The sequence below is a fragment of the Hyphomicrobium sp. MC1 genome (assembly GCF_000253295.1).
Lineage (GTDB): Bacteria > Pseudomonadota > Alphaproteobacteria > Rhizobiales > Hyphomicrobiaceae > Hyphomicrobium_B.
Genome location: NC_015717.1, coordinates 4,142,031 through 4,156,400, shown reverse-complemented (window position 1 = coordinate 4,156,400; position 14,370 = coordinate 4,142,031). Strand labels below are relative to the sequence as shown.

At 56.2% G+C, this 14,370-nt stretch carries 13 protein-coding genes and 1 pseudogene; 13 read left to right on the top strand and 1 reads right to left on the bottom strand.

Annotated features, from left to right (window positions below):
* Positions 1–374: 374 nt before the first annotated feature.
* The 9 genes and pseudogenes from HYPMC_RS19985 to HYPMC_RS19945 form a co-directional block, all read left to right on the top strand.
* Positions 375–1,028, top strand: a pseudogene (locus tag HYPMC_RS19985) (response regulator transcription factor); the annotation flags it as partial.
* A 121-nt stretch (positions 1,029–1,149) separates the two neighbouring features.
* Complete coding sequence (locus HYPMC_RS19980) at positions 1,150–2,421, top strand: flagellar hook protein FlgE (RefSeq protein WP_013949922.1); 1,272 nt, start codon at positions 1,150–1,152, stop codon at positions 2,419–2,421.
* Between the two features lie 29 nt (positions 2,422–2,450).
* Entirely contained in the window at positions 2,451–3,911 is a 1,461-nt protein-coding gene (flgK, locus tag HYPMC_RS19975; RefSeq protein WP_013949921.1) for a flagellar hook-associated protein FlgK, read from the top strand.
* 5 nt (positions 3,912–3,916) lie between these two features.
* Positions 3,917–4,975 (top strand): flagellar hook-associated family protein, encoded by a 1,059-nt coding sequence (locus HYPMC_RS19970; RefSeq protein WP_013949920.1) that lies wholly within the window; start codon positions 3,917–3,919, stop codon positions 4,973–4,975.
* A gap of 36 nt (positions 4,976–5,011) precedes the next feature.
* On the top strand, positions 5,012–5,356 hold the full coding sequence (gene flaF, locus HYPMC_RS19965) for a flagellar biosynthesis regulator FlaF (RefSeq protein ID WP_013949919.1): 345 nt from the start codon (positions 5,012–5,014) through the stop codon (positions 5,354–5,356).
* Positions 5,356–5,772: a flagellar biosynthesis repressor FlbT gene (gene flbT, locus HYPMC_RS19960; protein ID WP_013949918.1), complete on the top strand. Its 417-nt coding sequence runs from the start codon at positions 5,356–5,358 to the stop codon at positions 5,770–5,772. Before flaF ends, flbT begins: the two co-directional genes overlap by 1 nt.
* Entirely contained in the window at positions 5,769–6,179 is a 411-nt protein-coding gene (gene flgD / locus HYPMC_RS19955; RefSeq protein WP_013949917.1) for a flagellar hook assembly protein FlgD, read from the top strand. Before flbT ends, flgD begins: the two co-directional genes overlap by 4 nt.
* Complete coding sequence (gene fliQ, locus HYPMC_RS19950; RefSeq protein WP_013949916.1) at positions 6,176–6,445, top strand: flagellar biosynthesis protein FliQ; 270 nt, start codon at positions 6,176–6,178, stop codon at positions 6,443–6,445. The genes flgD and fliQ overlap by 4 nt, the downstream gene beginning before the upstream one ends.
* Before the next feature lie 272 nt (positions 6,446–6,717).
* Complete coding sequence (locus HYPMC_RS19945; protein ID WP_013949915.1) at positions 6,718–7,827, top strand: diguanylate cyclase; 1,110 nt, start codon at positions 6,718–6,720, stop codon at positions 7,825–7,827.
* 49 nt (positions 7,828–7,876) lie between these two features.
* Here the strand turns inward: HYPMC_RS19945 and HYPMC_RS24945 are convergent, their stop codons facing one another.
* Positions 7,877–10,024: a bifunctional diguanylate cyclase/phosphodiesterase gene (locus HYPMC_RS24945; RefSeq protein ID WP_013949914.1), complete on the bottom strand. Its 2,148-nt coding sequence runs from the start codon at positions 10,022–10,024 to the stop codon at positions 7,877–7,879.
* A gap of 407 nt (positions 10,025–10,431) precedes the next feature.
* Here HYPMC_RS24945 and HYPMC_RS19935 point away from each other — a divergent pair, with 407 nt between their 5' ends.
* From HYPMC_RS19935 to HYPMC_RS19915, 4 genes are all read left to right on the top strand, one after another.
* Positions 10,432–10,722 (top strand): PilZ domain-containing protein, encoded by a 291-nt coding sequence (locus tag HYPMC_RS19935; RefSeq protein WP_013949913.1) that lies wholly within the window; start codon positions 10,432–10,434, stop codon positions 10,720–10,722.
* 525 nt (positions 10,723–11,247) lie between these two features.
* Positions 11,248–13,584 carry a methyl-accepting chemotaxis protein gene (locus HYPMC_RS19925; protein ID WP_013949912.1) on the top strand — a complete coding sequence of 779 codons (2,337 nt, stop codon included), beginning with the start codon at positions 11,248–11,250 and terminating at the stop codon, positions 13,582–13,584.
* Positions 13,584–14,006 (top strand): STAS domain-containing protein, encoded by a 423-nt coding sequence (locus tag HYPMC_RS23465; RefSeq protein WP_013949911.1) that lies wholly within the window; start codon positions 13,584–13,586, stop codon positions 14,004–14,006. The genes HYPMC_RS19925 and HYPMC_RS23465 overlap by 1 nt, the downstream gene beginning before the upstream one ends.
* Positions 14,003–14,368 (top strand): response regulator, encoded by a 366-nt coding sequence (locus HYPMC_RS19915; RefSeq protein WP_013949910.1) that lies wholly within the window; start codon positions 14,003–14,005, stop codon positions 14,366–14,368. Before HYPMC_RS23465 ends, HYPMC_RS19915 begins: the two co-directional genes overlap by 4 nt.
* Positions 14,369–14,370: the final 2 nt, after the last annotated feature.

The following is a 14,370-nucleotide window of genomic DNA, read 5'->3' as shown; positions in this document are numbered from 1 at the left end:
GCACCCAAACTTCAAATCCGCGCATCAGGACGCGCAAACACGCAGCATATAGCCATTAATTCGCAAGCGGATCTTTCTATTCCGGAGAAACGTCCGAATTAAGAAGTCTTTGGTTTACGCAATCGTTTGGAAATAAATTCAAATTTATCGATTTTCCAACGATCGGCAAAAAGGCGAGCGCGTCCCATCTTCCGCCTTCGCAGCCTCAATCGCTGTGATTGCTCGAAGAACAGATGCAGATGCAAAGGGCAAGCGCGGACTTATGATTTGGCGTGGCATTTCCGACCCACGCAATAATGAAATAATTGTTAATAAGTCACGTGAATCACTGTATTTCCTTCTGTGCCAATGATTTGCGGGGCTTGGGGGGCATCATGTTCGTTGTGCTTGACGACCGTTTGACGGTCGCGGGGGGATACGTCGCGTGCTTTGAACGCGAAGGAGTAGCGGCAACTTCAGTTGATCCAAACGAGTTCTCGGAGTGGTTCGAACTCATCAATGATGCCGATATCGCGGTTATCGAGGGCTTTTTGATTGGTGCGGTGACAAACCGGCGCCAGATATCCGCAAGGATCAGAGCACGCAGCCGCGCGCCGCTCATGGGGCTGATCGAAGCGCGGGCGCTGAGTGAAACGCTCGAGCTTTTCTCGCTCGGGTTTGATGATGTCCTCGCGAAGCCCTTTCACGTCCGCGAAGTCTTGGCGCGCAGCGGCGCCATTCGTCGCCGGATGCAGATCGTCGACGAATGTGTCGATGTTGGTGGCATCCGGATTTTCTTCGACGGTCGCGATCCGATCGTGAACGGAGAAGTGCTGCCCCTGCCGCGTCGTGAGCGGCGGATCCTCGAGTGTCTCGTGCTGAGCCGCAACACCCGCATTACGAAGACCCAGATCTTCAATCGCGTGTACGGCATCTTCAATGACGAAATTCATGAGAACGTCATCGAAAGCCACATCAGCCGCCTGCGCAAGCGGCTGAAGCAGAGACTCGGTCACGATCCGATCGATTCCCAGCGTTTCCTCGGCTACCGCTTGAAAGACCTTGCCAGCGATGATGCTGCACAGCCCGCGGAAGCAGCGCAAACCAGTCTCACGCAAGGCCCAGATGCTTCAATTGCGCCGAGCATCATTCGCGACGAGGAGAATGTCGATGGGTCTTTACGGAGTAATGACTACCAGCGTCTCGGGCATGTCTGTCCAGTCTGACCGTATGGGTACGGTTGCGGACAACATCGCAAATATCAACACCACTGGTTACAAAGGCGCATCAACGGAATTTGCAACGCTCATCGCGGAAGGCAGCGTCGCCGAGTATGTGCCGGGTTCCGTTTCGACCATCGCTCGCCGGGCGGTCTCCCAGCAGGGAGACTTCACCTACACGAAGTCGCCGACCGACCTCGCGGTCAGCGGCAACGGGTTCTTTATGGTCGAAAGCGATTCTGGAACGCCCTTCCTGACGCGTGCAGGCAATTTCGTTCCGGACTCCAATGGCGATCTGGTGAACGCTGCAGGGTTCAAGCTGCTCGGCTACAACCTTTTGGACGGCAGCTCGAGTTCCGTCGTAAACAGTGCCGCCGGCCTTCAGGTCGTGAGCACGAGCAGCCTTGGCCTGAAGGCAACGCCTTCGACAAGCGGCAAGTTCGGCGTAAACCTCCCTGCTGACGCGGACATTACTGCCGCGGCCAACCTCCCGGCTGCGAACGCCGCGACGGCGGAATATGCCGGCAAGACCTCGATCGTCACTTACGATAACCTCGGCCATCAAGTGACGCTCGACGTCTATTCCGCGAAAACGGCCGATAACACCTGGCAGATAACCGTATACAACGCGGCCGGCGCGACCAACGGTGGCTTCCCCTACGCTGCGGGATCGCAGTTGACGACGACGAACGTGACGTTCGACGGCACGACTGGCGCATTGACCTCGACGAGCCCGCAAGCGCTGAGCTTCAACATCCCCAATGGCTCAACATTCTCGCTCGACATCAGCAAGATGACACAGCTGGCGGCGAGCTATTCGCCCCAGACCGGCGCCGAAGCACCGAGCGCAAATGGCAGTCCTCCGTCTGCTGTTGACCGTCTTGAGATCAGCGACGAAGGCATCGTGACGGCAGTCTACAAGGACGGTTCACGCGTTGACGCATTCAAGATTCCATTGGCGACCGTCGCGAGCCCAGACAATCTCACGGCGATCTCCGGGAACGTCTACGCCACGAACAAGGAGTCCGGAGATTTGCAGCTCGGCACCGCTAACGAGAGCGGTCGTGGCAAAATCATCTCTGGCGCATTGGAAAGCAGCACCGTCGATCTTGCTTCCGAGCTGACGACGATGGTCCAGGCGCAACGCAACTACACTGCAAACTCGAAAGTGTTTCAGACCGGTACCGAACTCCTGGACGTACTCGTCAACCTCGTTCGGTGACGGAAACATAGGAAATAAAGGCCCAGCTGATGTCGCTTACGCAGAGCACGAGTAATGCGCTTTCAAGCATTTCGACGGTTTCCGAGCAGATTTCTGTCGTCTCACAGAACATCGCGCGCGTAAACAATACGGACGCAAGCAGAAAAGTCGCGAATGTCGTCAGCGGGCCGGGCGGTGGCGTCAGCATCGCGGGCGTGACGAGAACGGCCAACAAGCTGCTTCTCGACACGTACCTCGACGCAAACGCAAGCAGCCAAACGCAATCGGCCGTCAATTCGGCCTTGGATCAGTTACAGAATACGGTGGGCGACACGGACTCTGATACGTCGCCCGCCGCCTTGATGTCGAAGCTAAACACGGCACTTCAGAATTATTCCGCTACCCCTCAGAATAGCGCCGTTGGGGCAACAGTCGTAACCGCCGCACAAGAGCTGGTGACGTCTCTCAACGAAGCTACACAGGCAGTCACTGACGTTAGAAATCAGGCCGATTCCGCCATCGCGACGTCGGTCGGCAACATCAACAGCCTTCTTTCGCAGTTCCAAACGCTCAATCAGCAGGTCGTGTCGGCCTCGGGTAGCGGTAGGGACATCACGGACGTCTTGGACGCACGCGATACAGTATTGAAGCAGCTGTCGAATGAAATAGGAATTCGGACGGCCACGCGCGACAATGGCGATATGGCCATCTACACGGACAGTGGCGTCACCCTGTTCGACAAAACGGCAAGGTCGGTGACCTTCCAGCAATCTGCGAATCTGTCCGCGAACTCCGTCGGATCACCGGTTTATGCTGATGGTGTGCCGATTGCGGGCACGCCGCACATGATGTCGATCAGCTCCGGCAAGCTTGCTGGTCTCGTTGAAGTCCGCGACAGCATCGCCCCGACCTATCAAAGCCAACTCGATGAAATGGCCCGCGGTCTGATCTCGACGTTTGCCGAGAGCGATCAATCTGGAAGTGGTTTGCCGGATGCAGCCGGATTGTTTACCGACGGCGGCTCCTCATCAGTGCCGACAAGCATCGTTCCAGGTCTAGCAGGCTCGATCAAGATCAACGCAAGCGCCGATCCGACCCAGGGCGGAAACGCCGAGCTCATTCGTGATGGCGGTATTGCCGGCGCGAGCTACACCTACAACAGCGACGGCGGCGCATCTTATACGGACCGCATCCAGCAGCTGATAACGAATCTCGGTTCCACCCAAGCCTTCGATTCCTCGACCCAGATTCATTCGACGGGATCGATGCTCGATTTCGCCAAGTCGTCGGTCTCGTGGCTCGAAGCGCTGCGTCAATCGTCAAGTAACGAGGCGGAATCGCGCCAAACGATTGCTGATCGCGCCGCCACCTCACTGTCGCAAGCCACCGGTGTAAACCTCGACGAGGAAATGACCAATTTGCTCTCGCTAGAGCGAACGTTTCAAGCCTCGTCCCGTCTCATCAGCACCGTCGACAATATGATCTCGACGCTCTTACAGGCAGCGAGCTGACATTCATGATTTCCTCGTCATTCATCTCTTCCGCTTCGATCTCCAATGAAACGCTCAGATCGATAGCCAAGTACCAGCAGCAGCTCGTCGACGCCCAAAAAGAGCTTGCGACGGGCAGGCACGCAGACGTGGGGGTAACCCTGGGTGCGACGACGGGCGTCAGCATCTCGATGCGCCAGGACATGGATCAGATCCAGGCCATCCAAGGTTCAAACAATCTTGTGCTCAACCGTCTCAGCGCGTCGCAATCAGCGCTTGATACGCTGGCGAAGAGCACGTCCAATTTTCTCTCGAGTCTGATCACGGCGCAAACGGCCGCCACGTCTCAGGATACGTTGATCCAATCGGCGAAGGCCGGGATGCAGACGCTTCAGGATCAGCTCAACGCCTCGCTCGACGGCCAGTATCTGTTCGCGGGCATCAATTCCGACGTCCAGCCCATGGAAGACTTTTTTGGAACGCCGCCATCGGCTGGCGCGCAGGCGATCACCGCCGCCTTTACGGCCAAGTTCGGCATGAGTCCGGATGACCCGAACGTCTCCAGTATTTCGCCCAATGATATGAGCGACTTTCTCAACAATGAGTTCGCCAATCTGTTCTCGGATGCAAACTGGTCGAGCACCTGGTCGGCCGCATCGGACAAACCGGTGAGCAGCCGAATCTCTCGGAACCAAATCATCGATACGTCAGTGACAGCCGACAACGGCACATTCCGGTCGTTGGGCGAAGCTTTCGCAATGATTTCCGGCCTCGGCTTTGCAAACCTGAATAGCGGTACGCAGCAGGTAATAATCTCGAAGGCTCGCGACCTCACCGGAGACGTGACAGGCGGCCTCACGCAAGTTCAGTCGGCTCTCGGCGTCACGCAACAGCGCGTTACTGACGCCAACAGTCAGATCGACTCGCAAGTCGATTTTCTAACGAAGTCGATCGACAATCTGGAACAGATCGATCCTGCCGCAGTCACGACGCAGTTGTCGCAGATTTCGACGGCGCTTCAGGCGGCGTATTCGCTGACGAGCCAGCTCAACAAACTCAGTATCCTCGATTACCTGAATAACTAACGACGGCATCCAAGGGCGGATTGCGGAAGGCGAAAGATGTATAAGTTCTCATATGAAGAAACATTAAGCGAGTCCGGCAATCGGCAGCGCGAGAACGAGCGCCTGGCCCTCGAGCAATCCGTGGCCCTATTGAAGACGGCAGAGAAGGCGGGACCGCAGTCGCGCGAAGCCATAGACGCTATCATCTTCTTGAACAGGCTTTGGAGCTTCTTTCTTGAAGATCTCGCGAAACCCGAAAACGGGTTACCGGACGATGTGCGCGCCAAGTTGATCTCAATAGGGATCTGGATGCTCAAAGAAGCCGAGGCGATCAGCAACGGCAAGTCGCGGAATTTCGCGGGCCTTATCGACGTATCAAATGTCATCGCGGAAGGTCTTTGATGGCTGGCGGCCTGAAAATTACCCTGAGAGCCGGTGAACGCATCTTCATCAACGGCGGCGTTCTGCGCGTTGATCGCAAGGTCAGCCTCGAGCTCATGAACGACGTCGTTTTCCTGCTCGAACAACACGTGATGAAGCCGGAAGATACAACGACGCCTCTGCGGCAATTGTATTTCATGATTCAAATGATGCTCATGGACCCGGCGCTCTACATGAAAGCACGGACGATGGCGAGGGAATCGGTATCGAACCTTTCGGCGAGCATCCGCGATCCCAAGATACTTGACGGTCTCAGGGAGGCGGGCGACATGCTCGATGGCGACCGGCCGTTCGATGCTTTGAAGAAAGTGAGAACGCTGCTTCCGTTAGAGGTCGCGGCAAACGCCTCGGAAGAACGCAGCAAGGAGGTCGCATGACCACGGTTCCAGCCACCGGCGGTACGTCGGGTACGCAGACGTCTTCGAGCAGTCAGTCGACAACGACGCTCGACTATAATGATTTTCTTAAGTTGATGGTCGTGCAATTGCAGAATCAGGATCCACTCAATCCGACCGATACGAACGAATTCATGTCGCAGATTGCCCAATTCTCGAATGTCGAGCAGAGCATCAACGCGAATTCGAAGCTCGACCAGCTTCTGGTGAATTCCAATATTTCCCAGGCAAGCACGATGATCGGGCTGGTCATAACGGGAACGGATGGCACGCAGGGCGTGGTTCAGTCGGTCCGTATCGACTCCTCAGGCTCGACCGCGATCCTGACAGACGGAACTCAAGTCCCGATCACCGCAGGCGTATCGATAGGATATCCCATATCGTCATGACAGAAGGTGATGCACTTCAGCTCGTTCAACAGGCTATCTGGTTGACGATTGTGCTCGCTGGCCCAGTTGTGGGTTCCGCAATGGTTATCGGCGTGGGCGTCGCATTTGTTCAAGCGCTCACGCAAATCCAAGAGATGACGCTGACGTTCGTGCCTAAGATAATTGCCGGATTTGTCATACTTCTGCTGACGGGAAGTTATAGCGGAAGTTTGCTGAAAGTATTTACCGAACAGATATTCATGCGAATTGCTGTGGGTTTTAAATAGCGTTTTCTGATCTATCACGTTGCGTAAATGGTAATATAAACAGACTATTTCGAAAATGCGCAAAAAGAGCATTGCGCCAGTAGCCGACTCGTGGTCGGGATGCTGGCGGCATTTATTTGAATAAGTACGCAGCCTAATCATAGCTACGACTTTAGTGCCGTCGGCTTCATTGCCGGGAAGTTCCACTCTTCATTGAGCCTCGCCGCGTCTTTGCCGCCGGGAACACGTCCGATTGGGTTGCGAGTTCCGTCAATTCGAGCCGAGCACGAACCATGAGCACATTTGCACTCCGGCAGCTACCGTCCTCCGCGGCTTTCATGTTGGCAAGCCTTGCGGCCATCGCCTGCACGTTTCTCGTGTGGAACATCTCGATGCGCTCCGAGGGCGATTTAGCATCGCTTCTGAGCTGGTCCGATGTTTCCTGGCAAATAGCCGAGGTCGATGCAAGAGGTCGTATCGTTCGTCTTGGAGCCCATCCTTTCGGACTGGCACTTCTTTTCGGCCTCGTCACGGCCTGCTGCATGAGCTTCGCTTGGGGCGCCTGGAAGTTCATCGATCGCAGGCCTACGCAACGAGAGGCGGACGAGGGCCTCTCGGACCGGCTCGAAAAAGTCGGCAAAGAACTCGACGACGAAATGTCGTCCGTGATGCGCCTCTTGAAGCAGCATCTGGATTTGAGCGGATCTCATTCGGAATCGTTGACGAAAGCTGCTGATGGTCTCGTCTCTTCGACGTCGCCAGATGGTATCCGGGCGATCATCCAGTACCTCATCAGCGAAAACAAAAAGGTGCAGACCGAGGTCAACGAGCTGAACAACCGTCTTCAGCAGTCGCAGCTGCAAATTGATAAGCTACGCGTCAGCCTGAGTGACAGCCATCGATTAGGCATGTTGGACGCTGTGACGTCACTGAAGAACAGGCACTGGCTGGATGTCCATCTTCCTAAAGAAGTGGAAGCGGCGTCGCACGCCAAGGAACCGCTCAGCATCATCATGGCCGACGTCGATCACTTCAAACGCATCAATGACACGTTCGGCCACGCCGTCGGCGACGAGATCCTGCGGCGCTTCGCGGAACTCCTCTCCAAGAATATCAAGGGCAGAGACACGGCGGCCCGGTATGGTGGTGAAGAATTCATCGTCGTTCTGCCCCAAACGCGGCTCGCGGGCGCCAGAAATCTCGGCGAGCAAATGCGCGGTGAACTCGAGTCTAAGAAATGGATGCATCATCGCACGGGGCAGCCAATCGGGAAGGTGACGGCATCGTTCGGCATCGCCGAATTGCGGCAAGGCGAAGAATACGACGATTTCCTTGATCGCGCAGATTCCAAATTGTACGAAGCGAAAGCTGCAGGACGTAATCGTGTTGTCGTCGACGACTAAGTCGGTCGAAAGAGCTTCGCTTTAGACACTGACGGATTACACGCCGTTCTTAGAGCGGGTTGGCGAACAGCGTCCTGAGCTTCGCCGCAGGCACGGCCCGCGAGAAAAGAAAGCCTTGCGCCTCGACGCAGCCCTCTGCGCGCAGTCGCTCAAGCTGCTGCTCAGTCTCGACGCCCTCTGCGACGCTCGTCATTCCAAGATTATACCCGAGCTGAATGATTGATCTGCGAAGTGTCGCTGACCGCTTGATGTTCGCGACCGCCGACACGAACGACCGGTCGATTTTGATTTTGTCGAACGGAAAGTCCTGCAGATAGCTCAGCGAAGAAAACCCTGTACCGAAGTCGTCGATCGAAAAGCGGACCCCCATCTTCCGAAGCGTTTCAAGCGTCGCAGAAGCCGCGTCACGATCCTTCATCAGGAGCGTTTCAGTAATCTCCAGGATCACACGGGACAGCGGTATATTCTTGGCCGCGTTGGTGACTTTCTCAACAAGGTCCGGCTCGCGAAACTGAGCCGGGGAGATATTGACGGCAACCCAGATGTCATCGGGCCAGAGGCTCGCCTCCGCACACGCGCGCTTCAAAACCCAGTCACCAATTTGGCCGATAAGCCCGCATTCCTCCGCAATTGGGATGAACTCGGACGCAGGAATAATTCCGCGGACCGGATGCGACCAGCGTATCAGAGCTTCGCAACCGACGATGCGCCGCGTCTTGACGTTTACGATCGGCTGGTAGTGAAGTTCGAATTTGCTGTTCGCAATCGCCTCATGCAGTCCCATGATGATCTGGTGACGCTTCTGCAAGCGCTCATGCATCGAATGTTCGAAGAAGCCGAAGCTTCCGCGCCGCACGGATTTTGTCCGGTAAAGCGCCATGTCGGCATTCGTAAGTAGCTTCTCGGCATCGTTCCCATCGGACGGGCCGACCGCGATCCCGATGCTTGTGCCGACGGTGAGCGTATTATCTCCGAGTTCGAAGGGCTCTGAAAACGCCGAAAGGATGCGCTTTGCCAGCGATTCGACTTCTTCGATGGATTGCGGCGCCATCTGAATAATCGCGAACTCATCGCCGCTGATCCGTGCGACCGTGTCGGTATCTCGGACTTCGCTTTTTAACCGTTCTCCGACTGCAAAGAGCAGCGCATCACCGACATGATGGCCGAGAGTGTCGTTGATCGACTTGAAGCGATCGAGATCGAGGCAATGAATGGCGAGCGCCCAGCCGCCCTTGGCTTGCGCAAGTGCCGAGCGCACGCGCTCTTGAAACAGCGTGCGGTTGGGTAGTCCGGTTAGTGCATCCTGATGCTCAAGGCGCCCAATGGTTTCCTGATCGCGTTTGCGTTCGGTAATATCAAAGTGGGAAACGATAAACCCGCCGTCAGTAAGCGGCGTGCTACGGACTTCAAGGCAGGTGCCGTTGGGCCGGCGCCGCTCGAACGCCTGCGCCTCACCTTTCGTCGTGAGATCGAAGCGAGAGCGGATTTGCTTTTCAGTTTCTCCCGGCCCGTATTCGCCGCGCTCGGCATTGAAGCGATAAAGATCCTCAAGAGTAGGAAGACCGCGTTTGAAGAGATCGTCCGGATATTCCAAAAGCTGCTTTTGTCGTTCATTGATCAGCACCATGTGCAGATCGCGATCAAAAACGGTCAGTCCGCCCGGAAAGCTTTCAGCGACAGCCTGCAGCAACACATCATTATTCGGCCGTGCGACGTGGGTTTCAACGGGGGCGGCCGTTTCTGCCTGAAGCGATACAAACCCTATGATGCGTCCGCTCCGGCCCTTGAGCGGCCGAATGGTCGCGTCGACCCAATAGAGAGTTCCGTCCTTGGCTCGATTTTGAATGCGTGAATGCCAAGTTTCACCGCGGTTGAGAACTTCATAAGCCGCGCTCCAGAATGCGCGGGAATGATGGCCTGAACTCAAGATTGAATGGTTTTGCCCCAAGAGCGCATCGCGCGCGTAGCGGCTGATCCGCACGAACGCGTCATTCACATGAATGATGCGACCTTCATTGTCTGTGATCGATACACAGCCGAACGGATCGAGCGCCGACGCCAGCGCTTTGACGTGTCCAGACAGGCTAGGAGGGGCGGCTGCAGTTTTTGCCTTACGGGCCGCTTTCTTAGCCGCAGCAGTTTGCGTACGTTCGCTGGGCTTGAAAGCCGTAACGCCCTTAGCTGCTGAGCCCCGCATCGTCCCGCCCGTTTACATTCTGGCCGAATACTGAACGAAATCCCTTGCGTTCGGATTTCGAGCGGGCCCAACTTTTTCATTTTATGATGCCGACCATGCGTCGGCTCGTCACGTCCACATTATTTTACATTTTGCCAGTTCTGAAACTGACAGACCTCATCTATTCGCATAATTGGTCTTAAATCTCTTAAGGTCCGATTATCTGATTTTCAGTCGAATCAGGTTAGTCATAACTCGTCTGTATACGGATATGTGTTTTGGCATGCTAAAGCCCGCAAATCGCCCGGGCAGATAGAAGGCTGGATCTACAGTAGGTTATTGGCAGCAGAGGCGCGTCGGCGCCATCGTAATGAGCGTAGATGCAAGTGTAACAAATACGTCAATCACTCAGAAGATAGGTCAGCAACTTGGCGATAGAACGTCCAAAAGATCAGAGGCAATTCGGCCGGCGCGCGGTTTTCAAGCCGGGTACCGTCGTGCTTGACGATGGTCAACGTATTGACGGCACCATTCTCGATCTTTCGGAGGGCGGCGCTAAAATTAAAGTGCCGAATCCGAATTTATTGACCGGCGAATTTTTTTTTGAAGTGCCGAGCGACGATTTGATTGTCCGATGCCGCGTTATTCGGGTCGACTCCGGTATCGTCGGCCTGCGCTATATCAAGCCGCCGCGCCGATTGTCCTGGGTTAAGAAATAGCGCGCCGCGAGTCGGCAATTGCTTGAAATGATTCAAGGTTTGGCAAATTAGAAATTGTGCCGCGCCGCGAGGTTAAGAGGGTGCTGCAAAAGTCCATTATTGGGGCGGAATTAGAGTTTTGGTGATATCTCGATATTTATTCAATTAATGAGAAATAAATTTACGTCGTAAACGAATTCGATAGCATTGCCGAATACGGTTATCGCACGGCAGCTTGATTAAGCAATCAAAGGCATGACGCCGCGCAGCCGTGTCGGTTTAGATCCGACATGTTCCGGCCTATTCGAGCAGGAACACCCTTTCATGGGCAATGGTCGATTGCGCCCGGCATTTGCCGGTCGTTGCTGCGCATCTTTGGACATCCGAAACGTCATCGCTCGCTCGCGCACGTGGATCGCGGCGGACGAAGTCGCGCGCGCATAGTCGGTCGCTCCCCACTAAACGAAATTCGTCCTCCCACCGTCAAAGGCGAAAGCCGGTCCATCTCAAAACGAATACGAAAAAATACGAGGAGAGAAGCACGCCATGGTCGTTGAGTATATTAATAGCAAGTGGTCGATGCCCCGTCGGCTTGTGCTAATCGCTTCGGTTTTTCTTATTCCGTCGCTGGCCCAACTTTATCTCTATGCAGATAATACGTTCCGGCACATCGGCGCGGTCGACCGCGAAATTGAGGGTGCCAAACTCGCGTCAGCCGTTTGGGCGAAGATGCCCACCAGCAAGGACGGAGTGGTGACGGGCCGAGAGAGCGACGAGCTTGCAAGCGCAGCAAAAGCGCTTGGGGTTGGATCGGCGCTGGGCGCTTTCGAAAATGCCAAGACGGTGAGTGAGCAGGCCCACAACGGCTTCGAGCTTTTGGATCAGATCGCAAATGCGTCCGGCCTCGCGACAGACGCGTCTGACGACGGCTTTTACGCCCAGGATATCTTTATTCAGCGCCTCTCGGGCGTGAAGCAGGCAATCGTCGAATTGCAGGACACGCTCTCGACGCCGGCCACCGCGGGCGATCAAACCGATCTGGCGATGAATTATGCCGTGCTGTCACGCACCAACGCCAAGTTGAAGGCCTCGTTGCGCAAGCTATTTGGCGAGGATGCAACGGGCGAACTCAAGCGCACCATTGGGGATGAGCCTGCACAGCTTGTGGCGAAGCTTGACGGCATTGCCGCGCAGATCAAAGCTGCGAACTATCAGCGAACGGCACTGGGCAGCGCGTTCCAAGCTTCTCTGTCCGATGCTAACGACATGATCGGAGCGGTAGCGAGTTCGCTCGGTGACACCTTCCTTCAGATTGCCCAGCGGCGCGTGAACGCTGAATCGAGCGCGCTCTACTGGACGCTCGGCCTTTTGGTATCGGCAACGATCCTCGCAATCGTTCTGGTTGCTCTCATTTCGAAGGGAACGTCGCTCCGGCTTTCTAATCTCGTCCGCTCCATGGAGCAGCTGAGCCACAAGGACCTGAGCGTAAGCATTCCTTACCTCTCTGACACCAACGAGAACGGCAAGATCGCCGGCGCCCTGGCGCGCTTCAAGGAAGCGTTGCTGGAAAACAAATCGATGACGGATTCGATTGTTTCGGCGGCCAAGGAACAGCAGGAACAGAGCGAGCACTACGCCCGTGAGCACGAGCGCTTCATGGCAGCATTCACCTCGGCGGCGGAACGTATTGCGAGCGGAGATTTCGCGCATCGCATTACGGAGAATGTTATCAGCGAGTACGAAGCCATCATCAACCAGATGAACCTGATGATGGGTCAACTCGAGGCGGCTCAATCTGGAAAGCTCGAGGCTGAGAACCAGATCAACGTCGTTGTTGCATCTCTTGGAACGGCGCTTTCCGAGCTTGCCGACGGCAATCTTGAAACGACGGTTTATGCCGAATTCGCTCCGGAATTCGAAAAGCTGAAGCGAGACTTTAATACGGCAGCCTCGCAGCTCAAGAGCACGATCGAACTCGTGAAAAAGGGCGCCAGCAGCATCAGAATCGGCACTGAAGAAATTTCGCAAGCGTCCGATGACTTGTCGCGTCGCACCGAAAACCAGGCGGCAAGCCTTGAAGAGACAGCAGCCGCGGTCAAGGAAATCACCGATACCGTCGGCAAGACGGCACAAGGCGCGACGCATGCTCGCGATACGGTTTCCGTCGCAAAGTCGGATGCCGAAAAGAGCGGCGAGGTTGTTCGCAAAGCCATCGCTGCAATGAACGGCATCGAGACGTCCTCCAAGCAGATCAGCCAGATCATCGGCGTCATCGACGAGATCGCATTCCAGACCAATCTTCTCGCGCTCAACGCCGGCGTCGAGGCGGCGCGTGCAGGTGATGCTGGTCGGGGATTCGCTGTCGTTGCTTCGGAAGTCCGCGCTCTGGCGCAACGGTCCGCCGAGGCTGCGAAGGAGATCAAGGGATTGATCTCCGCGTCGACCGGCCAGGTCGCGCAGGGCGTCCAATTGGTCGGTGAAACCGGCCAGGCTCTGACGCGCATCGTTTCTCAGGTCGGAGAAATTAACGAGATCGTCACGGGAATCGCGGCAAGCGCTAACGAGCAGGCGCACGGTCTCGAACAGGTCAACACGGCCGTCAACGAGATGGATCAAGTCACCCAACAGAACGCGGCCATGGTCGAGGAAGCAACGGCTGCCACACAGACGCTCGCCCAGCAGACGGAAGAGCTGGTGCGTCTCGTCAGCCGCTTCCGGACGGGTGCAGACACGGTTGTCGAATTGACGCCGCGTCGCGAGCAGCAGCAGCCAAAGCCGGCCGCTCGTCTTGCGCAGGCCGCCGCAAAAATGAAAGCCGCCGCCGGTGGCGGTAGCCGTCACAGTGTAGCCGCAGCAGCTGATGCGGGCTGGGAGGAATTTTAATGGCACGAAAGAGGGCACAACCGGCACGCGCGAAGGCCGCTAAAGCCGGCCAGCGCAAAGCACCGGCAGCGAAAGCGACGCAAGGGGCGGTGCTGAGCGAGGAGACGGAAACGTCGGTCGCAGCTCTTCCCGAAGCAACGATTCCTGAGCCATTGGTGCTGCCGGAAACACTCGATTCGGCGTGTGCGATGTCGGTGAGAAACATGCTGTTGGAACGCCGCGGTTCGCCGTTGGTCATCGATGCCGGGCAGGTGCGCCGAACGGGTATGCAGGCCGTCCAGATCTTGATCGCGGCAGCAAGGACTTGGCAGGCTGACGGGCATAGCTATGCGGTAACGAATCCCAGCAGCGAGTTTCTCGACACGATCACACTTGTCGGACTGACGCGCGAGCAGATCTTTCTCGAAGGAATGGCCGGATGACACAGACAATACTCACCGTCGACGACTCTCGAACCATGCGTGACATGTTGCGAATGGCGCTGGCCGAAGCGGGATACAACGTCCTGCAGGCTGAAGACGGTGTCCACGGTCTCGAAGTCCTGCAGACGGCGACACCTGACGTCATCGTCACCGATATCAACATGCCGAAGATGGACGGTTTTGGATTGATAGAAGCCGTTCGCAAGGACAGCCGTTATCGCCGCGTTCCGATTCTCGTCCTGACGACCGAGAGCGATGCCGCCAAAAAGATGCGCGCTAAGGAAGCCGGAGCCACGGGGTGGATCGTCAAGCCCTTCGAACCCACGAAGTTGATCGCAGCCATTCGGCGCGTCGCGGCATAAAA

Bases quoted from the DNA above. Each gene is read 5' to 3' on its own strand.
- HYPMC_RS19980 (WP_013949922.1), top strand. From the start codon at position 1,150: ATGGGTCTTTACGGAGTAATGACTACCAGCGTCTCGGGCATGTCTGTC.
- flgK (WP_013949921.1), top strand. From the start codon at position 2,451: ATGTCGCTTACGCAGAGCACGAGTAATGCGCTTTCAAGCATTTCGACG.
- HYPMC_RS19970 (WP_013949920.1), top strand. From the start codon at position 3,917: ATGATTTCCTCGTCATTCATCTCTTCCGCTTCGATCTCCAATGAAACG.
- flaF (WP_013949919.1), top strand. From the start codon at position 5,012: ATGTATAAGTTCTCATATGAAGAAACATTAAGCGAGTCCGGCAATCGG.
- flbT (WP_013949918.1), top strand. From the start codon at position 5,356: ATGGCTGGCGGCCTGAAAATTACCCTGAGAGCCGGTGAACGCATCTTC.
- flgD (WP_013949917.1), top strand. From the start codon at position 5,769: ATGACCACGGTTCCAGCCACCGGCGGTACGTCGGGTACGCAGACGTCT.
- fliQ (WP_013949916.1), top strand. From the start codon at position 6,176: ATGACAGAAGGTGATGCACTTCAGCTCGTTCAACAGGCTATCTGGTTG.
- HYPMC_RS19945 (WP_013949915.1), top strand. From the start codon at position 6,718: ATGAGCACATTTGCACTCCGGCAGCTACCGTCCTCCGCGGCTTTCATG.
- HYPMC_RS24945 (WP_013949914.1), bottom strand. From the start codon at position 10,024: ATGCGGGGCTCAGCAGCTAAGGGCGTTACGGCTTTCAAGCCCAGCGAA.
- HYPMC_RS19925 (WP_013949912.1), top strand. From the start codon at position 11,248: ATGGTCGTTGAGTATATTAATAGCAAGTGGTCGATGCCCCGTCGGCTT.
- HYPMC_RS23465 (WP_013949911.1), top strand. From the start codon at position 13,584: ATGGCACGAAAGAGGGCACAACCGGCACGCGCGAAGGCCGCTAAAGCC.
- HYPMC_RS19915 (WP_013949910.1), top strand. From the start codon at position 14,003: ATGACACAGACAATACTCACCGTCGACGACTCTCGAACCATGCGTGAC.